This window comes from Ruegeria sp. D4 (genome assembly GCF_056534475.1).
Genome location: NZ_JBQFPJ010000014.1, coordinates 1 through 21856, shown reverse-complemented (window position 1 = coordinate 21856; position 21856 = coordinate 1). Strand labels below are relative to the sequence as shown.

Here is a 21856-nt window from a genome sequence, read left to right as displayed (position 1 = left end):
ACACCGGTTTAAGTTCATTGAAACGTTTCAAACATCGTGAAACAACCCGCCATTCTTTGTCAAGCACCGAAAAAAGCTGATGTCCCGACCGGATTCCAAGACGGGTATTTGAGCAGAAGAAGTCATTTTTGACTGCGCATACATCTGGATTGCCGCAAAAGGACCTGATAAATGGTAGCGCAATCATTCCCGACCCCGGCAGGTTCCGAGCATGAATTTCAAACGCAGCGACTTTCCCAAAGATTTCCTCTTTGGCGTGGCGTCACCTGCCTGCCACGGCGAGGAAGCCAACAGGGATGATCCGCGTCTGGTCGGGCAAGAAACACTTCCGGCTTCGACCGAAAACTTGGCTGGTTCGGCGTATGGCCCCCTCAGCAAGCTGGAACAGTGGCTCGATCCGGTAAGCGAGGCCGGGTTTGACGGCTTGGCTTTCACGGTCAGCTGGACACGGGTGATGCCCGAAGGCCGCGGCGCGGCCAGTCCGGATGGTCTTGATTACTATGACCGGTTGGCAGACGCTTTGCTGGACCGTGGCATACGCCCCTGCGCCACCCTTTTTCACCAGGGTTTGCCCACGGCGCTTGCGGACCTGGGAGGTTGGCGAAATCGCGATGTTGCCGGCTGGTTCGCTGACTTCACGGAAGTCATAATGGGCCGTGTCGGCGACAGGATGTACAGTGTCGCCCCAATTTGCTCGCCACAGGACGTTATTGAATCAAATCGCCAAAGCCCTGGACAGCGCTTTACACGGACTACGGCGCGTACCATGCACCATCTGCTGTTGGCGCACGGGCAGTCGATCCAGTCCATGCGCGGACTGGGCATGACCAATCTTGGCGTCATGCTGGATGTCGATCAGGCTGAAATTGCGACTACTGATAACCAAGGAGAGCGCACAGTCGGGAATGGCTCCCGATCACACGTGCGCTATATCAACAACGCCCTGTTCCGCAAAACCTATTCCGCAGACGAACCGGACAAGTTGGAGCAACTGCTGCCACATGGCTGGCAGGATGATTTCGAAACGATTGGCGCGCCGATAGATTGGTGTGCCCTCAACTGTGTTTCGTGCGAAGTCGTCGATCCACCAGACGGGCTTGAACAGAAAATCAGCCCCGAACTGCCGAAGCTTCTGTTACACATACAACAGGAATACACCGGCGACCTGCCCATCTATGTCACCGACGGCATTCGGCGGAAGCTCGGTCAGCGCGCAGTTGAACAAGGGACCGAACGCCTGAACCAAGCTCTTGGAGCGGTTCAATCTGCAATGGGTCAAGGCGTGCCGGTCGAAGGGTTTTTCGCCCGAACCTTGCCTAGCGATGACAAGTTTGCAGAAAACGGATCCTTCGAAGCAACAAAGAACGCGTTGTCAAATGTAGAGGTTCTGGCGCGTCCCATGGCGCAGCCTGCCGGTCGCATGCACGAACATTGGAACCTGGTTGCCGATATCGGTGGGACCAACACCCGGCTCGGAGTGATTTCGAACGGGCAACTGACCGAATTGCGAAAACACCCGACCGGCAATCTTTCCCAATTGCTCACGGCCTTCCACGAGATGAGGGACGACATCGGAACCGACCCGCGCGCGGTGGTCGCGGCCGGGGCCGGGCCGGTAAAAAATGGAACGATCCGGTTGACCAACGCCCATCTGGACCTTTCCGAAACAGACATCGGGCGGGCAACGGGCGCGAAGAATACATTCGTCATTAACGACTTCACCGCGGCCGCCTGGTCGGTAGCGGAAATCTCATCAAGTGATGTCGATGTCCTGCAAGGGTCCGAAACACCTCCGCCCGGAACCCGGCTGGTGGTTGGACCGGGCACTGGTCTTGGCGTTGGCGCCTTGCTCTACTCGGAAGGGCGCTACCATACCGTGTCGGGCGAAGGCGGCCATATCGGCCTCTCTCCGCGCCATGATGACGAGGTCGAGGTCTTCCGCGCTGCCCGAAGCATCGCGCCCGATTGTTTCTTTGACGACAGTCTGGTGCTGGAAGCCGAGATGTTTCTGAGCGGCACCGGCCTGCCGGTTCTGTATCAGGCTATTGGCCTGGCCGCGGGTCATGCCGGCACGCCAAAACGCAACGCCCGGGACATCCTACAGGATGCACGTGCGCAAACTGATCCGTTCGCGGTGAAGGCGGCGCAAATGTTCACCACGCATCTTGGCGCCATGATGGGCGATCTGGCGGTGACCCTCATGCCATTAGGTGGCGTTTATCTGGTTGGCGGTGTGGCAGAAAAGAACCGCTGGCTGTTTCGTGACGCATTCTGTGCGGCCTTCAACGCAGGTGGCCGCTTCAGTGAGTTGCGCCGGTCGATGAACCTCTATGTTTCAGAGCAGGCTGAATTCGGCATAATCGGAGCAAACAACTTCTGCAAAAACGCCCTGCGCGACAAGGGCATCTGATCTCCAATCCGAAAGGACCCCTATCTTGATCCTGTGTTGTGGCGAAGCTTTGATTGATATGATTGCCTCTCCGACGCTGTCCGGGGAACAGGGGTTTGTGCCCCATTCCGGCGGTGCCGTTTTCAATACGGCCATTGCACTGGGTCGTCTTGGGGCGCCGGCCGCGATGCTGACAGGTTTGTCTACGGACATGTTTGGCCGACAACTGGAAAAGGCGCTCAACGACAGTCATGTCGATACCACGCATCTGATAACATCAGACCGCCCAACAACGCTGGCCTTTGTGCAATTGCAGAACGGGCAAGCCACATACAGTTTCGTTGACGAGAACACCGCAGGACGCATGCTGCGCCCGGAAGACATGCCAGAACAGCTGACAACGGTATCAGCAATGTATTTCGGCGGGATAAGTCTGGCGTGTGAGCCTTGTGCTGATGCGTATGCCGCGTTGCTTGACCGCCACGGATCGGATCGCGCTGTCATGCTGGATCCGAATATCCGCCCGGGCTTTATCAAGGAACCGACCAGATACCGCACCCGCCTGAACCGCATGATTTCGCAAACCGATATCCTCAAGGTTTCGGACGAAGATTTGAACTGGATCATACCGGGCCCGGAACTTTTGGAAGAAAAGGTTCCTTTGCTGCTGCAGGCCGGTCCTGCCGTGGTTTTGGTCACTCGGGGCAGCGACGGCGCTTCCGGGTATCTTGCTGATGGATCGAACGTCTCGGTGCCAGTGAAACCGGCAGAGGTGGTCGACACGGTAGGCGCCGGCGACACATTCAATGCAGGCGTGTTGGCCCAATTGAACGGGTCGGGTCACCTGACCAAACCGCGCTTGCGTAATCTGTCCGGCACCCAGTTGCGCGCGGCCCTCGAAATGGGGGCCGAAGTAGCTGCCGTTACCGTATCCCGCGCCGGGGCAAACCCGCCATGGCAGCACGAGCTATAAGAAAAGGAAGGTCTTTCGTGAAACGATCCGAAATCAATCGCATCAAGGCAGAAGCGCAGGCCTTCATCCAGTCTTTCGGGGCGGTTCTGCCACCCTTTGCGGACTGGTCGCCCGATAAAATCCGCAGCCCGCAAGCTGCAGGTATCCGCGAACGAGGGCTGGGCTGGGATATCACCGATTACGGACAAGGTCGGTTTGATGAACTGGGCCTGTTTCTGTTCACCCTGCGCAATGGCGACGTGACCCAACTAAATCAGGGGCGTGGCATGCTGTATGCCGAGAAACTGCTGATTTCGCGGGACAAACAGCTTTCGCCCATGCACCGGCATATCATCAAGGCTGAAGACATCATCAACCGTGGTGGTGGTGACCTGGTTATGGAAATCTATGGATCTGACGCCGGGGGCGGCATAGACCGCGATAATGCCGTGACCGTACCCAGCGACAGTTGCCCCGTGACAATCCAACCGGGCGAGCATCTGCGGCTGAAACCGGGCCAGAGTGTCACACTCATGCCCGGTATCTGGCATGCTTTCTGGGCGGAACAGGGCGATTGTCTGATTGGTGAGGTGTCCACGGTTAATGATGACCGTACCGACAACGTGTTCGAAGATCCCATTCCCCGCTTCGCCTCAATTGAGGAAGACGTGGCCCCCGACTTTTTGCTGGTTGCAGACTATTAAATCAGGTGTCGCCGGGCAGTCCGGCGTTGCTGAGACTGCGCAGCAGTTTCTGCTTGAATGCTTCATCCAGTTGCCAGATAGAGAGTGTTTTCAGCGCGTTGGCGGAAAACTCCGGCTGAAGTCTCAGCAGGTCACGGATTGCAGCCTTGGCGCGATCCGGCTGACCGGCTTCGTGACTGAGGGCGGCGCGCCACAGATGCGTCCAGAAAAAATCCGGCATCTCGATCTGGTTCAGCTCGGTCAGGGCCTGTTCGAATTCACCCTGATCAAACAGGTAGAAGACACGCGGGAACCGATACCAATGGGGGTAAACCGGATTCAGCGCAATCGCGCGATCCACCAGTGCCAACCCCTCATCCCAGTCTCCGCCGAAGGCCCGGCGCATACCATAATGTGCCAAGATGGCCGCATCATTTGGATTAAGGTCAATTGCTGCCGCACCCGACTTCCGGAAACCATCCATGTCACCCATGACAAACCTCAGGTTCGCCAGCATCAGATGAGCCGTCGGTAGGTTGGGATCGATCTGCAACGCCCGGCGCGCAGCCACGTTTGCAGATTGCAGTACCTGAGTGCGATCGCCACCCAGATTGAACCGGACCTGCTGCAGATAAAGGTTCGACAGAACCGCCCATGCCTCGGCGTAGTCAGGATTTTGGTCAACCGCTTTCAGAATGCAGGATTTGACCTCGGCGTGGCGACTGAGGTTTATGCGGATCTGATAGGCGTAATACTCGAGAACGCAGTCATAGGCGTCCCGGTTTCTGGGCGGTTTACGGGCTGCGGACCGCATCGCGTCATGTGTCAGCAATCCGTATTTGCCGGCCAACTGCCCGGTAACGTCCCGGACTATCTGATCCTGAGCACGATAGATCTCGGACGGGGACCGCCCGACAGAATAACTGCGCACCCAGACATACCGCGCCTCGGCCAGATTGATCAGCCGCGCTGACAAGCGCAGGGAATCTCTGGTTTCCAGAACGCTGCCTTCAAGCGCGTAGTCCGCTTTGAATTCAGTCCGGAGCGTCTGCGGGTCGGTGTCGCCGCCCCGAAAACGGCCAACCGTCCCCAGTGGCAGAACCCACAAATCGTTGAAACTGATCAGTTCGGTCGTCAGTTGTTGCGTAATGCCATCAGCCAGAACCAAGGACGCCTCGCCCAATGAGTCAAACGGCAAGACCGCAATGATTGGCCCCTTGGGCAACCCCGGGTCTCGTTCCGAGGGCGGGTCATACAAGACAGACCATCCCGCCCAGATCACTGCACATACCATCCCAAGGCACGACGCCAGAATTATTCTGGTGGATCGCGACCGGCCTTCCTTTTTCATAGGCTCTGATGCGGGTTGAACAGAACTGGGTTGGGCAAACGTCATCCGTTCGAACCGCGGCGCATAACCGCCCTTGGGAATGCTGAGACGTATCGGATCGTCGCGACCAGGACCGGCATAGAACCCATCGATGTCCTGACGTAGACGGCGCGCTTCAAGCCGGACAACCGGATCGGATTGCTGATCGAAACTGGCATCGCGGTCAAAGACCGACATGGCAATCGACACGCCCTTGATATGGCCGGCCCGGCCGGCCAGGTATTCGTCGACCACATACGCCAAAAAGGCCCTGCGCTGGGGCGTCGCTGAAAACTCTGGGTGGTCAAGAAGGCGCTGCAGCTGCGTGCGGATATCCCGCTCTGATATGGCCAAATCCGGCATCCAGTTCTGAAAAATGGTTTTGTTATCGGCTCTTATGGCAAATGTTTCGCCGCTTTTACGTCTACTACCGCCCAGGTAGCAACATGTTCGCACTTCACGAGCGCGCGCGAATGCATAACAGCCTTTGCTTCAACAGGAGTTGCTGCAGGTGATCGGTTTGTCTTTCCAAACTTCCACGAATGCGGAACGGAACATCTGAACACGCTCCTGAAAACCACGATCGAGCATTTATCAATTGGAGCTGCCCAACCTATGGCACGTCGACACATTCTGGCCCATTCCACCGCTTTGCCGACTGTCTCCGCCAGTCTTGTAGCCGCACAGGAGCATTTTGATCCCAAGGGCAAACTGCCCTCGGAGTTCACGGTCAAGTTTCAGGAAAAATTGCGCAACACCCTGCCGTTCGAGGATCAGCGGGATTTTGAAGAAAGCCGTAAAGGCCTGATCGCCCTTCCCGATTATCGCCAGATCACGACCGAGGACGGAACTGTGGCCTGGGATATCGGCAGCTATGACTTCCTGCTGGAAGACGGACAGGAGTTCGATTCGATCCACCCGTCGCTGCAACGTCAGGCAGTTTTGAACATGAACTACGGCCTGTTTGAAATTCTGGAAGGCCAGATCTATCAGGTGCGTGGCTTTGACCTGTCGAATATTTCCTTTATTCGCGGCGAAAACGGCTGGATCATCTTTGACCCGCTGGCGTCGAAGGAAACCGCCGCGGCCGCATTGAAACTGCTGAACGACACGGTGGGTGAGTTGCCGGTCAAAGCGGTGGTTTATTCACACTCTCACGCCGACCACTATGGCGGTGTGCGCGGTGTCATTACCGACGAAGATGTCGCCAATGGCGTTGAAGTCATCGCGCCTGCCGGTTTCATGGAACATGCTGTTTCCGAGAACGTTTACGCAGGCAATGTGATGAACCGCCGGCTGTTCTTCCAATACGGCGTTCTGCTGCCGCGAAATCCTTACGGCCATGTGGACCAGTCGATCGGCAAGAACATCTCGGCCGGAACCACCGGCCTGATTGAACCGACCCGCTATGTCTCGGATGACTATGAAGAGATCACCATCGACGGCGTGCGCATGATCTTCCAGAACACACCGGGTACCGAGGCCCCGGCGGAGATGAATACCTACTTCCCCGACCTCAAAGCATTCTGGGCGGCTGAAAACATCACCGGCACCATCCATAACATCTACACTCTGCGCGGTGCGCTGGTCCGTGATGCGCTGAGCTGGTCCAAGCATATCAACGATGCGCTTTACGAATTCGGGCAGGATGCCGAACTGATGTTCGCCTCGCACTCATGGCCGCGTTTCGGCAATGATCGTATTCAGGACGTGATGCGGGCACAGCGCGACACCTATGCCAACCTCAACAACGGGGTTCTGAACCTGGCCAACAAGGGCGTGACCATCAATCAGGTCCACAACGTCTATGAGGTGCCGCAGAGCCTTCAGGATCAATGGGCGGCACGCAGCTATCATGGCTCGGTCGAGCATAACAGCCGCGCAGTGATTAACCGCTATCTGGGTTATTGGGATGCCAACCCGACGACGCTGACGCCCCTTTCGCCCGAAGACAGCGCACCATTGTTTGTCGAGATGATGGGCGGCGCCGAGCTGATCATGGCAAAAGGTCAGGAACTGGTGGCTGCCGAGAGATATCTCGAAGCGACAGAGATCCTCAACAAACTTGTCTACGCCGAGCCGCAGAACCAGACCGCCAAGGACTTGCTGGCCGATGCCTTCGAACAGATTGAATATCAGAAGGAAAGCCCCTCGGTCCGCAACTCGTTTCTGGGGGCGGCCTATGAACTGCGCAATGGTATCCCTCAGGGCGCCACCATCGAAACCACCGGCCCGGATACGATCAAGGCCATGCCGACAAGCATGTGGTTGGACTTTCTTGGCATCCGCGTCAACAGCGCCAAAGCGGCAGGGATGGAGTTCACGATCAATCTGACGATCCCCGATCGGGACGAAAACATCGTGGTCGAGATGAGCAACGCCACGCTGACCCACATCGTGGGCCAAAAAGCTGATGACGCCGACCTTTCGATTGCTCTGAACCGTACCGACCTGGAACAGGTCATGACCGGAAAGCGGAAGCTGACAGATATGCTGGCGGACGGAACGGCGAAGTCCGAAGGCAATGCGGATCTGGTGGCGCAACTGGCCTCAACTCTGGACCAGATCGATCTGGGGTTTGAGCTGATGCCCGGGACCGGCGCGCAGGACCTGACGGCCCCTGCCAACGATTTTGCTCAGCCACCCCTTGCGAACTCCAACGGCGGCTGATTCCCCGATCAGCCAACCGGTTCCTTATCACACCGAACCGGCAACGTTGTGGAGGCAGGTTTGTCCTGCCGAAAGACGGGCTGCCCCAGCGGCCCGTCTTTTTCGCCTTTCTTGTGAGGCTAGAATGTCTTTTTTGCCGCCGAACGCCACCACAGGGACGTGCGTGAAATCAGACCTCATCCGCAAAACAATGGCGCTTCGTGAGCCTTCAGGCCCCCGCAATCAACGATCTTCAGGTTGGTTCCAGTCCGGAAGTCAGCCCACCATGATGCTGGCTTCGTGTTTTTTCAGAACCCGCGCCGCCGTCGGGCCGTAGTTCCTACAAACGCCATCGGCAATCTCGGGAAAAATCTCGACGATCTCGTTCCAGGACTCCTCTGAGAAGCCTCGCGCGGCGATGTCACCGGGATAAAGGCTTTCAGAAAACGCGCCATTTGAATGCACGATTTCATGCCTGTCGAAGATGAAATGGAAATAGGTTACCTGCGACACGTCCGCCGCGACTGACACGCCGGGTAAGCCCAGCAAATGCTTGGCCGCGACCAGCACCGCCTGGTCACCAAAGTGGATTTCATTGACAGGCTTCGTCACCAGCATCCGGTGGTTTGGCGATACCATCAGATCCGACGACGGAGAGTTCGGCGCGAGTGCCCCTTGCGCTATCCGGATCGGTGTCAGATGCCGCTGCGCGGACAAATCCAGGGTGCGTGATCCGATCCATCGAATTTTCCTGGCCTGCCCGTCCGCTGTATCAACCAGATCTCCGGCCATCAGGCTTTCGACAGGCCTTGAACCGTCTGGTGTGCCGATCAGGGTACCTTTCACGAAACAGGGTACATCGACAATTGCGTCGGGGTCAGTGGTATCCGGCGCGTTTCCTGGCGTTACATTTGAGATTGAGAACGGGTAGTTGGTGCCCGGAACAAGCGGTTCGGACGTGATATAACCGGCCAAGGTGCCGTCGACCTCGACCCGGAACACGTCGATCGTTCCGCCGCCCGGTTTGAAAAGCTGATAGGATTCTTCGAGGTAGATATTGCCACTCAGGAACGTGACAGACCCGTCCAGACTGGTCACGTCGCCTGTCTGCGTCAGGTCATCGCCAACTTCGTTGTTGAATCTGTCACCGTTGAAATCCGTGCCATTGTCCGGCGCGCCATTGACCAGCGTCCCTCCAGCGCCGTCAACCACCGAAAACAACACCCGGTCCGCATTCGGGTCATACGTATTGGACAGCGTGACACCGCCGCCAAAAAACGAGACGGTTATTACGCTGGGATCATACCCGATATACGAATAATTCGCCATAAAGTGACCTCACGCTCGCGAAACACGCTTCATTTGTTATACTGAGTTAAGTTGGGCTTAAATAAGGAACTTTTGTGCAGCAGAACCGATCACACATGTCCACGAAGTTGCTACCTTGCACGCCAATCAATTAATTCTTGATGAACAGAGACCCCGGACACCAACCGCGAGGCTCAGGTAGCCAAACAGAACACCGGGGCAGAAGGGTCCAAAGGGATGGTCACAAAAGCAGAGCTTGAACAGCAGGTTGCTGAGTTAAAGCGCCAATTGGCGGAGTATTCCCGCAACGAGAAGCCGATTGAACATCGCGAAACCAATGACCCACAGACACCTGATCACGAGATAATATCAGAAGCTTGGGCCGAAAATCTGCGACATCTTCCCGGGCAGATCGAAGATGTGCTGACCGAACTGGAAGATTTGCCCCACAAAAAGCCGATCCTGTTTGCCCTTGGTGTCTTTGCCCTTGGGTATTTGATTGGCCGGTCTCGGTAGGAGCGTATCATGAGCCGTATTTCCAGAAACTTGTCGATCGTCCTACGTTCAGAACGGCTGATTGCCCAGCGGCAATTTACCATCGCGGCGCGCCGAACCGGGCTTTATGCTGCGGCCGGTCTGGCCGTGGGGCTGGCTGTGATCATGCTGAATGTCGCAGGCTATTTCGCATTGTCAGAAACACTATCGAAACCGCTGTCGGCGCTTCTGGTTGCCGCAGCGAACCTTGTGTTGGCGGTTTTGCTGGCCCTCTTTGCCAAATCAATGTCCTCGCAGTCCGACAGTGAAACAGTGACTGAATTGCGCGACATGGCGCTGGCAGACATCGAAGAAGAAATCCGCGACGGGCTGACACAGGCGCAGGACGCGATTACGCATGTCAAAAAGATGTCACGGGACCCTTTTGGGACAATCGCGCCCGAACTGGCCGCCGTAATTGTGAAGATACTGGCGCGACGCGCTTCCGATCGCTCAAAAACGGACCAGAAAGCCTCAGAGTCCAAGACTGACGCCTAATCTAACTAAACGAACGGCCGCTACAGAGGTCGAAATGTCCTTCGCCGATGCCCTCGCGCCTACAGGCATGCGAGGGTCACAGTCGAATGGCCAAAGGTTCCCAAGCGCACTCCGGACGGAAGCAGCGCGCTTTAGGCTGCAGGTTCACTGGCAGGAACAATGCCCTGCGCGACCCATAGGTCGAATATCTCCAGGGCGGTGATGCAGAATTCCGGGTCATTGATATGGGCGTCCAGTGCGGTTGCCTGAACCGAAGGTGCGACGGTAGTTGTCAGAGCCTCAATAAACGCGCTCAGGCCATCTGGGTCGTGACAATCTCCACCCGGGCGGTCCCATTCCTCGATGCCGCCGCGCGGTATGATCAGATGGGTGGGCGCGGGACTTTCGCCAAGGCGCTTGTTCAGTTCGTGGGCAATTTCGCGCCGCTCGTCAGCAGTGTAGTAGGTGTTCTTGACCAATTTGTTGTGGGTGTGGATCGGACGGTTCAAAAACCGTTCCGGGATGTCTTGCCAGCCCGCAAAATCGATCAGGTCCATGCAGCCCGGGGCCACGATCTGCGGAATGCCGGCCCGCCCTGCCCCGCGATGCCGGTCCTTGCCTGCGTTCACAACGGAACCGGCCAGCAGATTGCCCAATTCGCACCCGGCAAAGTCCATAACGCAGACAAAGCCGTTTTGGCCTGCGATCTGTTCAAAGGCCATGCCGCCCATGCCCATGGCATGAAATACGGCAACTTCATAACCGCGCTCTTCCAACGCAGGTTTGAGTGTCTTGATGTATTTGAGGCATGAGGTCCCCAATGAGGTGACACCCACCATCGGACGCCCGCTTTTGGCCGGTTCTGCCGCGCGCGCGGCCCCCAAAACGGCGCCTGCCGCCTGTGACAGCGACGATTTGCAGATCGCATTCAACCCATACAACCCCCCGGCCCAAAGGATCATCTGGATGTCCGGCGAAAGACGCTCGGCCGGGATCAGGGCCGAGAAGGACACGGTCGAGACGACGTATTTGGGCACTCCGATGGGCAACGATTGACAGACATCCAGCGCAAGATCGGTACCCATGGTGCCGCCCAGTATGATCACACCGTCAATCAGGCCCTGATCGTGCAAGCGGCGGGTCAGGACACAGGCCCCGGCGGACATGATCTGCATAGCCACATGTTCGCTGCCGCTGTCTATGGCAGCCTGAATCGAGCTACCACCCGCCTTGGCCACATCATGTTTCGAATAGTCGGTGGGATTGGCGGGGTCGCCCAGAACACTGACGTCCAGGGTCAGCACACCACCGCCCAAGGAACGGATCTTTGCCGCCATGAACTCCAACTCGTCGTTTTTGGTGTCATATGTCCCAACGACAAGGATCGTCTTGTCCGCCATGAGGTCCTCCGCTGAATTTTAATTAACATATTAAGAACTGGGCTGCGCAATTGTCAATTGAGCTTCCCTGGTCTGGTGTCAGCCCCGCATCAACTCTCCTTTGGGGTCGTAGTACGGCGCAAACTGAACCCTTAGCGGGTACATTTCCCCGGCGATTTGAACGTCAAAGCCGCCCTCGTCGATCCAGGCCTTTGTGACACCTTCCTCATGGTGCAGGCTGGCCAAACCGACCATCGCCTGCAACCGGAAGCCCCAGTCGCCCGAGGTGACATGCCCCACAATCCTGCCGTTCTTCCACACAGGCTCGTTGTGAATCAGATACGGACCGGTTTCAGCATCCAGGTCGTCAACTTTGCAGGATACGGTGCGGTGCGCAGTCGCGGCACCGCCAGCCTTCTGTTCAGTCAGAACGTCCATGCCAAGGAAGTCTTCCTCTTTGTCCAAAGCCACCGCAAACCCCAGCCCGGTTTCATAAGGCGTGTCATCCTCGGCGATATCATGCCCGAAATGTCGGAAGCCCTTCTCGAGCCTACACGCGTTCATGGCGAACATTCCCATATGGAGCATTCCGTGCGGTTTGCCCGCCGCAATCAGCGCTTCATAGACACCAGCGACGAACTCGGTGGGTATCATCAGCTCGTACCCGAGTTCACCAATGAACGAGCGCCGAATAGCCCACCCTCGGGCATAAGCCATGTCGATTTCTCGCGCCGCGCCAAAGGGGAAGGCCTCGTTCGACAGGTCATCGCCCGAGATGGCAGACAGAATGTCGCGCGATCTTGGACCGTGGATCGTGATCAGGCCATAGCCCGAGGTCGCGTCGAGCTCCTCGAACCGCCAGCCCGGTTCGGCGTGATCCTTGATCCATGCCTGATCGCGCATCTGGCTGGGATGGCCTGTAATCACCATGAAACAGTTCTGTGCAGTTCTGGTCACGGTCACATCGGCCTCGATCCCGCCGCGCGCGTTCAGGAACTGGGTGTAGACCGAGGTGCCGACCGCGACATCCATCTGCGCGCCGCAGACCTTGTTCAGCGCTTTGACAGCGTCCGGACCCTGCACCTGAATTTTCGAATACATTGATTGATCGATCAGCACAGCAGCATCCCGGGCGGCCAGACATTCGGCGCTGACGTGCGGTGCCCAGTCTTTGCGCCGCAGACTCGGTTCTTCGTTCCAACCCTTTTTTTCGGGGTCGTAGTACATCGGCACCTCCCAGCCGATCCGCTCGGCAAATGTCGCGCCTGCCTCTTTCAGCCGATCATGCAACGGCACCCGACGCACGCCGCGGGCCGAATGGACCTGCCGTCCGACCCAGTTGACGCCATAATGGAAGCCCACTGACTCGGCGCTGCGGTCATGATTGTATTTGGTATTGCGCTGGAATGGGTGCGCCCGGCGGGCCAGCATCGGGCCCATGCCCCGCGACGGAGCGCCGTCGGTCATCCATTCCGCCATTGTCAGACCAACACCACCCGAGTTAAGGATTCCGTTCGAGTTCATGCCGGCGGCGACAAACAGTCCTTTGATTTCGCTGGTCGGACCCAGATAGGGACATCCATCGGGTGTAAAACTCTCGGGCCCGTTGAAAAATGTCTGTATGCCCATCTCGCCCAGTGCAGGCATGCGTTCGAACATCTTCTCAAGATTCGGTTCGACGTGTTCCATGTCAAACGGCAGCTCGTCGAATTCGAAGTCTTCGGGGATGCCGTTCCTGCCATAGGGCTTGCCATGCTTTTCGAATGACCCGATCAGCAGCTTGCCAGTGTCTTCTTTCCAATAGGTCCGCTCTTCGGCGATGTTCAAAATCGGCTGGGTCCTGAGCAGGCCGTCCACAAGTTCGGTGACAATATAGAAATGTTCAGTCGCGTGCAGCGGCACGGTTACTCCGTGTGCCTTGGCAAACAGGTGGCTCCACATGCCGCCCGCCAGCAACACCTTGTTGGTCGCAATCACGCCCCATTCTGTGTCGACACCAACCACCTTGCCATCCCGGATGACAAGACGATCAACCCTGGTGTTTTCGAACACCTGTGCCCCCATGGCCCGCGCGCCCTTGCTAAGCGCGACCGTGACGTCAAGCGGGTTCACCTGGCCATTCGACGGAACAAAGAATGCGGATTTCACGTCATCGGTTTCGATCCATGGCCATTTCTCTTTCAACTCGTCGCGGGACAGCATGAAGGTCTCGATCCCCATGCGGGCTGCGTGGTCGTGGCTGCGCAGCAGTTGTTCGTGGCGCACATCGCCGATTGCCAGATTGATCGTGCCGTTTGGCTTGTAGCCGGTCGCCTGTCCGGTTTCGATTTCCAGATCGCTGAAAAGGCGCGCTGTATATTTGCCCAGCTCGGTCTGTGCCGTGCTGTCGCGTAACTGCCCGACGATCCCGGCTGCATGCCAGGTTGTTCCGCTGGCGATCTTCCGCCGCTCGACCAGAACTGCGGGAACGCCGCGCTTTGCCAGATGATACAGGGTCGAGATGCCGATGATACCACCACCGATGATCACTACAGGCGCTTGTTCAGGAAAAGGGTCGGGCATCAAAACAATCCTTCAGTCTGCAAAGCAGCCGATCTTCGGGGTTTCGGATCACGAACGCCGTGGGGTCAGGCTTTGCCGGATCCACCCCGCGCTATCGGGTCTTGTGTGCCAAAGAATGGTCAGGAATCACAATTGTTCGCACCGTTGGTGCGAATAACGCACCATTCCTTCATCAGGGCCTTGGTGCGCCAGTCAGTGCGATTTCAAGCTTTTCCACTGCGGTTTGGAGAAGCACGGCAAGTTCCTCTGTTCGGGCTTCATCCAAACTCGCTTCGGGAACGGCAATGGCAACGGTACCTGCAGGATCTTTGCCATCGGTGAAAAACGGCATCGCTACGCTGGCAACGCCGATGTCAACTGCATTGCGACTGCAGGCAAACCCTCGGGCTCGGGTCTCCGAGATCAGCTTCCTGAGCGTCTCCAAATCCGTCACGGTGTACGGCGTCAGCTTTTCCCGTTTGAGTGCCAACAATTGCTCGCGCGTCTGATCCGAACAGAACGACAAATACGCAAGACCCGAAGACGACGAATGAAATGGGTAGGAATCCGCGGGCCGCAGGTTGATCACATTCCCACGCGGCGGCAATGTGAAGGCCGCGGTCGCCATCCCCTTGTCGCCGGGAATACCGACATGCACTGTTTCATTTGCCTGGGCGGACAACCATTGAGATACGATTTGCGTTGCTTTCACCATCGGAACGGTGGCCTCTCTCAACCTGGCCAGCGAGAGAAATCCGTGGCCCAAACGGTATTTTCGGTTCTCAGGGTTCTGTTCGATGAACCCATGACTGATGAGTGAGACCAGCAGCCTGCGCGTGACCGCCTTGTCTTGCCCTGTTGCCCGCGCCAGGTCGTTCAGACCGATTTCGAGGCTTTCCAAAGAAAACTGGCGCAGCAGCAGCATGGCTTTGTCGACAGTTTTCATTTCGATCTCCTCTCAAAGGCATAATCCAGAAATGACAAGACAATCATGCCACCGCACCCTCGTCTGCATGTCAGAACGTGACTAAGACGCCCAGTCGATGCTGAACTCCTCACGAAAAGCAAACCGCGCCAGGTGGGCTTCGATCACCTCTTGCCACCGGGCAAGGTCGCCCCGGGGTCCGGTTGCGGCCGAGATGGTCAGGCTGTTTTCGTCCGCCGTCAGCGTGACAGCATTGCCGCTCGCAAAGGCCACACTCCCTTGGGTGTCGTCAAAGAAAACTTCGGCCTTGTGGGACCAATGCTTGCACAGCTGCTGTAGATATTTGCTGCCAGCACTTGTCTGTGCAACGCCCGTGACACTTTGGTCCGGCAACAACGCCAGCGCCGCGTCGGCAGCGCCGCGTATAGCCGAGGCAAACAGGGTTACATCAATACTTGTCGCCAGAAAGGTCACGCCCAGATCCAGGCATTGGCGTTGCATTCCGGGGTCGAGTGTCAGGATACCCGCAGCCTTGCCAGCGGCGGTGATCCGCGTCAGGGCATCAAAAATCGCCTCGACCACATCGGGATGACTGGCGTTATCCAGGTGGCCCATATCCGCGGCAAGATCGGCAGGGCCAATAAAAACACCGTCCACATCCGTTGTCAGTATGTCATCCAGAGCGGCCATGCCCAGTCGGTTCTCAACCTGAACCAGCAGGCACACCTGTTCGTCCGCTGTTGTAAGGTAGTCCGGAATTGCGCCAAATCGCGAAGCCCGCGCCATTGATGATCCAACCCCCCGGACACCTTGCGGTGGGTATTGCACAGCCCGAACCAGTTGCCGCGCCTGATCGCCGCTTTCGACCATCGGCACAAGAATGGTCTGCACCCCGGCATCGAGATATTGCTTGATCATCCAGGTCTCGCCAATCGGCAACCGGGCCACCGGATGGCTGCCCGAACCGTCGATAACGCGCACTTGCTCCAATACCGTGCGCAGGTCGTTGGGCGCATGCTCACCATCCACCAATAGCCAGTCGAACCGTGATGTGGCCGCTATTTCAGCGGCATAGGCATCGGCCATGCCCAACCAGCAACCGATCTGAGGTTGCCCGGCCTTCAGTGCGGCTTTGAACGGGTTCTGTGGCGCGGGCATTCTGAGCCTCCTTTAAGCGAATTGTATGTCGACCGAGCCGAACGAGCCGAAATCGGCGTGGATTTCGGTGCCCGAAGGACATTCGACAGGGCGAATGAAGCTACCCGACAGGATCACCTGGCCCGGCTCGATGCTCTGACCATATTGTGCCATGCGCCGGGCAAGCCAGACAACGCTTTCGACAGGATCATTCAGAACACCTGCACCCAGGCCGGTTTCTTCGATTTCGCCATTGCGGAATGTCAGTGCGCCAACCCAGCGCAGATCGAAAGTGTCGATGGCGTGACGTTCTGCACCCAGTACGATGCCGGCATTGGCGGCGTTGTCGCTGATCGTGTCAAATACGGTGCGTGCCTTGCTGGTCTTTGGATCGACCCGCTGAATACGAGTGTCGAGGATTTCGATAGACGGCGCGACATAATCAGTCGCAGCGATGACATCCGCGCGGGAGACATGTTCCCCAGCCAAGGCGGTTTTCATGACAAAGGCGATCTCGGCCTCGATTCGAGGCTGGATGAAACGGCCCGCAGGCACTGTGCCACCATTTTCAAAGGCCATGTCATCGAACAGGATGCCACTGTCGGGAATGTCGATATTCAGCGCGTATTGCATCGCCTTAGAGGTCAGCCCGATCTTCCAGCCAATCACCTTGCGCCCTTCGGCCAGTTTGGCGCGATGGACGGCGTTCTGCACCGCATAGGCATCGTCGATTCCCATGTCGGGATGCCGCAGTGTCAGCAGACCGATCTGTTCGCGCGTCTGCTCGGCCCGCAACAGATCGGCGGCCGCGCGAGCGTAATCTTCAGGGGTCATACCTGTTCATCCTCGACGGTGTTGCGCAGTGTGCCGATGCCGTCGACAGAAACCTCGACCACATCGCCGGGGGCCAGGTATTTCGGCGGGTCAAACCGTGCACCTGCGCCGGTTGGCGTCCCGGTGACGATGATATCGCCGGGCTGTAGCGTCATGAAGGTCGAGATGTACTCGATCTCGCGCCGGATCGGGAACATCATCCGACTCAACTTATCGTCCTGACGCAACTCGCCGTTGACATGCGTCTGAATGCGGGCGTCGTCCAACTGGGCCGCGTCGGTGAAAGGCACCAGCCAAGGGCCGATCGCGCCGGTTCTGTCCCAGTTCTTGCCCTGTGTGACGTTGAACTTGGCGTGGCGCACCCAATCGCGGATCGTACCCTCATTGCAAAGCGTGAGTGCCGCGATGTGATCATATGCGTCGTCTTGCGAAATCCTGCGGCCCGCCTTGCCAATCACGATGGCCACCTCGCCTTCGTAATCCAGCGTGTGGTTTTCCGGCGGGCGGATCAGAGGGCGGTCATGTCCCGTAAAACCGCTGGCAAAACGCGGGAACAAAGACATGTATTTCGGTTGCGCGCTGCCATCCTGGTATTCCGCGTTACGGTCCGGGAAGTTCACGCCGACACAGAGGATACGGCGGGCGTCGGGCATCACCATTTCATAGGTGAAATCTTCGTGAGTTACGGGTTTGCCGTCCGCTTTTTCAACCAGTTGGTCAAACGCTCCGGCGGCGATGACCTCGAACAAACTGCTGTGGTTTGGAAATTCGCCATTCAGCGCAATTGCGCCGTCCTTGGTAATGGCACCGAAAAAGGTTGCGCCATTGGCGGTGTAAGTTGCAAAGCGCATCAGGCCTCCTCGGCGGCCTTGCTGCCACCCATGCAGAGAAAACATACCATACGAACCCGCGTCCCGACCTCAGACCGAGAAGCTGATGTTGGCCTGCCCCGTGCCGGAGCTTCCGAAATACGGTGTGTAAATGTCGATCTGGCCCTTGTAGCTGCCCCAACCCAGCGCGCCGAACAGCAAGGCGGTGTCGTTCATCGCGCACTCACCCGTGCATTTCCTGGCGTAGTCGGGAAGCATTTCCAAAAACTCTTCAAACCGACCCTGTTCCCACAGCTCCAGTACACGCATATCCATCTGACGATTGAACTCGCCATTCACGGCGTTCAGCCCTTCGACCGAGCGCTCGTTGGGCGTAAAGTCATGGCTCAGCGAACCAGATGCGAGAATTGACACATTGCGGTCGGAACGGCGGATACCTTCGGCGATGGCCTCGCCCCAGACACGGTTTTCGGCAATCGACGAGAACTGATTGACGGCGACGGGTAGCACCCGCGCATTTACACCGTCATTGATGAAATGCATGGGCAAAAGGGTGCCGTATTCCATGCCCATATCGGGATGTGAATGGCCAAGGGCCCTCTCCCCCCGCTCACGCAAGACGTCAAGGATGGTTTCCCCCAATTCGTGATCCCCGCGATAGTCAAACTCCATGTCCGCCAGCATGTGCGGCAACTCGTGGCTGATGAAACGGCCTTTGTGGTGCTCTTTCGTGTTCAGATGGAATCCCTGATTGGTGATCCAGTGGGTGTCGAACACAACAAACGTATCCACCTTGCGGTCAATTGCATCCTGACGCAGGCGTGCGTATCCGTCGATGGCGGGTTGCCGGATGCCTTTGTATTTCGGCATCGTGTGGGACATCCAGATGCTGGGCACATGCGTGATTTTCGCGGCCTGTACTATCTTTCCCATGACGGTTCCTCCTTATGATCGTGACGTAAGGCCTGACAGCCAGAATGTCCTATGGTCCGAGCGTTTGATGGACCAATGATGCGCACTTCCTGATTCAACTATAGTCAGCCAACCCCTGCCAAGGGATCAGGCTGCACGATATTATTTCCCAAGTTGCATGATCTTGTGCTGACCGGTGGCAAAGCCAACATGCTTCTGTTCCATGTAGAACTCAAAGCTCCAGTCGCCGCCGTCCCGGCCGATACCCGAAGCCTTGACGCCGCCGAAGGGCGTGGGCAGGTGGCGCACATTTTCCGAGTTCACCCAGATCATACCTGCTTCCAGTTTGTCCGTGAACCGCAGGGCACGCGTCAGGTCGTTGGTCCAGACGTAACCGGTAAGGCCGTAAGGCGTGTCATTTGCGATCTGTAGCGCCTCTTCTTCGGTCGAGAATGGGATGGACGTCAGAACCGGACCAAATACTTCCTCGCGCGCGATGCGCATCTGGTTGTTGGCATTTGTAAACAAGGTTGGCCGCACGAAATACCCTTCGTCCCCCACTTTGACGCCGCCGGCTGCGATAGTCGCGCCATCGTCTTTGGCGATGTCGAAATACGAGGTGACTTTATTGTAGTGCTCTTCCGTTACCAGCGGGCCGATCTCGGTCGCCGGGTCCAGTGGGTGACCGACCTTGATGCTGTTCACGCGTTCTACCAGCTTGGCCTCGAACTCGTTTTTGATGGTGTCTTGTACCAGCAAACGCGAAGACGATGTGCAACGTTCCCCATTGATCGAGTAGATCATGAAAATCACGGCATCCAGCGCGCGGTCCAGGTCGGCGTCATCGAAGACAATCACCGGGTTCTTGCCGCCCAGTTCCAGATGCATCCGCTTGAGCGTATCCGCGCCCTGCTTTGTGATTATGCTGCCGGTGCGGCTTTCTCCGACAAAAGCAATGGCCTTGATCAGCGGATGTTCGGTCAACGCCTTACCGGCATTCGGTCCAAAACCGTTCACGGTGTTCAGAACACCCTTGGGCAGACCAGCCTCTTCCGCGATTTCGACCAGTAAACGCGCCGACAGCGGTGAATCTTCGGCCGGTTTGTGAACGACGGTACAACCCGCTGCCAGTGCCGGTGCGATCTTCCAGGTCGACAGCATGAACGGCGTGTTCCACGGAGTAATGACACCCACCGGGCCAATTGGAACGCGGGTGGTGATGTTCATCAAGGTCGGTGACTTAAGATGCTGTCCGTCCCTTGCCTGCACCACCTGATCAGCGAAATAACGGAAGTTCTCGGCACCGCGCAGCGCCGCCTTGGACATGAAACGCAGGGTTTGACCGGTGTCCCAGCACTCACACAGGGCAATTTCCTCGGCACGCGCCTCGATCGCGTCGGCCACGTGCAGCAGGATACGGCGGCGTTCGGTGGCGGGCATATCGCGCCACGCGGCGAATGTTGAATGGGCTGCGTTGGCCGCCGCATCGATGTCATCCGCCGTCCCATGGGCCACATCGCAGATCACGGACTTGTCCACTGGCGAAGTGGATTGAAACACCCCCGCCGCCCCGTCGCGATCTTCGCCCGCAATGCGGTTCTTGATGCCTGCCTCTTTGAACCGGGCCAGAAACCCCGCCAATTTTTCGATATTGGTGTCCAAGGCGCTCATGGTTCAGGTCTCCTGCTGGGTTGCAGCCAATTGGTCCCGGCCCAGATGCTCTCTGATAGTGCCGGTCTTGGGCGAAAGGTCCGGATCGATGTCACGCATCTCAACCGACAGAGCGATGGAGTGCTTCGAAAGGGCCGGTTCAAGATACGCCCTTACCGCTTCGAATATGCGCTGCGTTGCGTCCTGCTTGACGTCTTCGGGGCGACCGGCGCGCAGTCGGATCGAAATATCGACAAAACCATGCGCCGGGTTCCCGTCGGCAATGGAATAGTGATCGACCCGCGTGGCGCGTACGCGAATACCTGCCACCGGAAACGTGTCAATTGCGGCGGCCGTTGCGCGCACACACTCGCACAAACCATCCATATCGACCCAGTCTTCAAGGTTGCCAGAGTAATCGATGTGGAAATGCGGCATGGTTCCCGTCCCCTTAATTAGTAAACATGTTTAGTATTTTCGTCACCACGTGTCAAGAACTTGACTTGTTAATCTTTGCAATTCCGGAAGCAGCGCTCTAGAAAACGGCATGACCACACAAAGCCACACCAAAAGCACTTCCCGCGCGCTTCCGATTGCGCTGCTGCGTGCCCGCGAAACAGTCATGGCGCCCATTCGGGACATGTTGAACAACATTCAGCTTACAGAACAGAAGTGGCGCATTCTTCGCGTTCTGGATGAGTTTGGTGAAATGGAACAAAGCGCCATCTCGAAAGAGGCCTGTCTTCTGTTGCCCAGCCTCACCCGCATTCTGCGCGCCATGGAAGCAGACGGCCAGATTACACGCCGCCAAGACAGTCAGGACAAGCGCCGGTCGATGGTGAAGATCACGGATACAGGTCGTGGAATCCTGACCGAGAATCTTCCGACATCCCTTGCAATTTATGATCGCATTGAAGAACAGATGGGTCAGGACAAGCTGGACGACCTTCTGGACCTGCTTGAGGAGTTGCAGGCCGTCAAGGTCTGACCCCGCCCAAACAGGACGGGGCCAGCCACGCATCTAAAGTGTCGACAAACCGGTATCCAGTGCCGACAGGATCTTAGCCACATCATCGGACGTAATGACCAGCGGCGGCGACAGAATGATGTTGTTGCCCGACACACGGACCATCACGCCATCTTCGTATGCCGCCTTCTGCACCTGCAAGGGCAGATGCTTGGCAATCGGCGCCTTGGTTGCACGATCAGATACCAGTTCCAGCGCACACATCAGGCCCTCTCCTCCGCGCACATCTCACATTGCGTCGTGTTTTTCAGCCAATTTTT

The 21856-nt window shown here is 57.4% G+C and carries 18 protein-coding genes and 1 pseudogene; 7 read left to right on the top strand and 12 right to left on the bottom strand.

Annotated elements, in window-relative coordinates; genetic code table 11:
* Positions 1-211 precede the first annotated feature (211 nt).
* Genes ACR0MI_RS17200 through ACR0MI_RS17190 form a run of 3 tightly spaced genes read left to right on the top strand, consistent with a single transcriptional unit; the run spans position 212 to position 4045 of the window.
* Positions 212-2410, top strand: coding sequence for a family 1 glycosylhydrolase (locus ACR0MI_RS17200; protein ID WP_170611260.1), 2199 nt, complete (start codon positions 212-214; stop codon positions 2408-2410).
* Positions 2411-2435: 25 nt separating this feature from the next.
* Complete coding sequence (locus tag ACR0MI_RS17195) at positions 2436-3362, top strand: carbohydrate kinase family protein (RefSeq protein ID WP_170611263.1); 927 nt, start codon at positions 2436-2438, stop codon at positions 3360-3362.
* A 17-nt stretch (positions 3363-3379) separates the two neighbouring features.
* Positions 3380-4045: a D-lyxose/D-mannose family sugar isomerase gene (locus tag ACR0MI_RS17190; protein WP_170611266.1), complete on the top strand. Its 666-nt coding sequence runs from the start codon at positions 3380-3382 to the stop codon at positions 4043-4045.
* A gap of 1 nt (position 4046) precedes the next feature.
* Here ACR0MI_RS17190 and ACR0MI_RS17185 read toward each other — a convergent pair whose 3' ends face one another.
* Positions 4047-5756, bottom strand: a complete 1710-nt coding sequence (locus ACR0MI_RS17185) for a hypothetical protein (protein ID WP_170816903.1) — start codon at positions 5754-5756, stop codon at positions 4047-4049.
* A 252-nt stretch (positions 5757-6008) separates the two neighbouring features.
* Between ACR0MI_RS17185 and ACR0MI_RS17180 the strand changes: the two genes are divergently transcribed.
* Positions 6009-8063, top strand: a complete 2055-nt coding sequence (locus tag ACR0MI_RS17180; protein ID WP_170619386.1) for an alkyl sulfatase dimerization domain-containing protein — start codon at positions 6009-6011, stop codon at positions 8061-8063.
* Positions 8064-8318: 255 nt separating this feature from the next.
* Here ACR0MI_RS17180 and ACR0MI_RS17175 read toward each other — a convergent pair whose 3' ends face one another.
* On the bottom strand, positions 8319-9371 hold the full coding sequence (locus tag ACR0MI_RS17175) for a Hint domain-containing protein (RefSeq protein ID WP_170611272.1): 1053 nt from the start codon (positions 9369-9371) through the stop codon (positions 8319-8321).
* Between the two features lie 216 nt (positions 9372-9587).
* Here ACR0MI_RS17175 and ACR0MI_RS17170 point away from each other — a divergent pair, with 216 nt between their 5' ends.
* Positions 9588-9866 (top strand): hypothetical protein, encoded by a 279-nt coding sequence (locus ACR0MI_RS17170; protein ID WP_170611274.1) that lies wholly within the window; start codon positions 9588-9590, stop codon positions 9864-9866.
* Positions 9867-9875: 9 nt separating this feature from the next.
* Positions 9876-10382, top strand: coding sequence for a phage holin family protein (locus tag ACR0MI_RS17165; RefSeq protein WP_170816902.1), 507 nt, complete (start codon positions 9876-9878; stop codon positions 10380-10382).
* A gap of 131 nt (positions 10383-10513) precedes the next feature.
* Here ACR0MI_RS17165 and ACR0MI_RS17160 read toward each other — a convergent pair whose 3' ends face one another.
* The 9 genes from ACR0MI_RS17160 to ACR0MI_RS17120 form a co-directional block, all read right to left on the bottom strand.
* Positions 10514-11761 (bottom strand): Tm-1-like ATP-binding domain-containing protein, encoded by a 1248-nt coding sequence (locus ACR0MI_RS17160; protein WP_170611277.1) that lies wholly within the window; start codon positions 11759-11761, stop codon positions 10514-10516.
* A 78-nt stretch (positions 11762-11839) separates the two neighbouring features.
* On the bottom strand, positions 11840-14302 hold the full coding sequence (locus ACR0MI_RS17155; protein WP_170816901.1) for an FAD-dependent oxidoreductase: 2463 nt from the start codon (positions 14300-14302) through the stop codon (positions 11840-11842).
* A 172-nt stretch (positions 14303-14474) separates the two neighbouring features.
* Positions 14475-15227, bottom strand: a complete 753-nt coding sequence (locus tag ACR0MI_RS17150) for an IclR family transcriptional regulator (RefSeq protein WP_170611280.1) — start codon at positions 15225-15227, stop codon at positions 14475-14477.
* Between the two features lie 81 nt (positions 15228-15308).
* Positions 15309-16364, bottom strand: coding sequence for an aldolase/citrate lyase family protein (locus ACR0MI_RS17145; protein WP_170816900.1), 1056 nt, complete (start codon positions 16362-16364; stop codon positions 15309-15311).
* A gap of 12 nt (positions 16365-16376) precedes the next feature.
* Positions 16377-17177, bottom strand: a complete 801-nt coding sequence (hpaH, locus tag ACR0MI_RS17140; protein WP_170611284.1) for a 2-oxo-hept-4-ene-1,7-dioate hydratase — start codon at positions 17175-17177, stop codon at positions 16377-16379.
* The gene (locus ACR0MI_RS17135; protein ID WP_170611286.1) at positions 17174-18028 is read right to left on the bottom strand and encodes a fumarylacetoacetate hydrolase family protein; all 855 of its coding nucleotides are present in this window, start codon (positions 18026-18028) and stop codon (positions 17174-17176) included. The genes hpaH and ACR0MI_RS17135 overlap by 4 nt, the downstream gene beginning before the upstream one ends.
* Positions 18029-18097: 69 nt before the next feature.
* A complete protein-coding gene (hpaD, locus tag ACR0MI_RS17130) occupies positions 18098-18940 on the bottom strand; it encodes a 3,4-dihydroxyphenylacetate 2,3-dioxygenase (protein ID WP_170611288.1) in 843 nt (280 codons plus the stop codon).
* 141 nt (positions 18941-19081) lie between these two features.
* Positions 19082-20590, bottom strand: a complete 1509-nt coding sequence (gene hpaE, locus ACR0MI_RS17125) for a 5-carboxymethyl-2-hydroxymuconate semialdehyde dehydrogenase (protein WP_170611290.1) — start codon at positions 20588-20590, stop codon at positions 19082-19084.
* A gap of 3 nt (positions 20591-20593) precedes the next feature.
* Positions 20594-21007 carry a 5-carboxymethyl-2-hydroxymuconate Delta-isomerase gene (locus ACR0MI_RS17120; protein WP_170619387.1) on the bottom strand — a complete coding sequence of 138 codons (414 nt, stop codon included), beginning with the start codon at positions 21005-21007 and terminating at the stop codon, positions 20594-20596.
* 109 nt (positions 21008-21116) lie between these two features.
* Between ACR0MI_RS17120 and hpaR the strand changes: the two genes are divergently transcribed.
* Positions 21117-21557, top strand: a complete 441-nt coding sequence (gene hpaR, locus ACR0MI_RS17115; RefSeq protein WP_170611294.1) for a homoprotocatechuate degradation operon regulator HpaR — start codon at positions 21117-21119, stop codon at positions 21555-21557.
* A gap of 33 nt (positions 21558-21590) precedes the next feature.
* On the opposite strand, the pseudogene ACR0MI_RS17110 reads toward hpaR, so the two are convergent.
* Positions 21591-21856 (bottom strand): annotated as a pseudogene (locus ACR0MI_RS17110) (aminotransferase class III-fold pyridoxal phosphate-dependent enzyme); the annotation flags it as partial.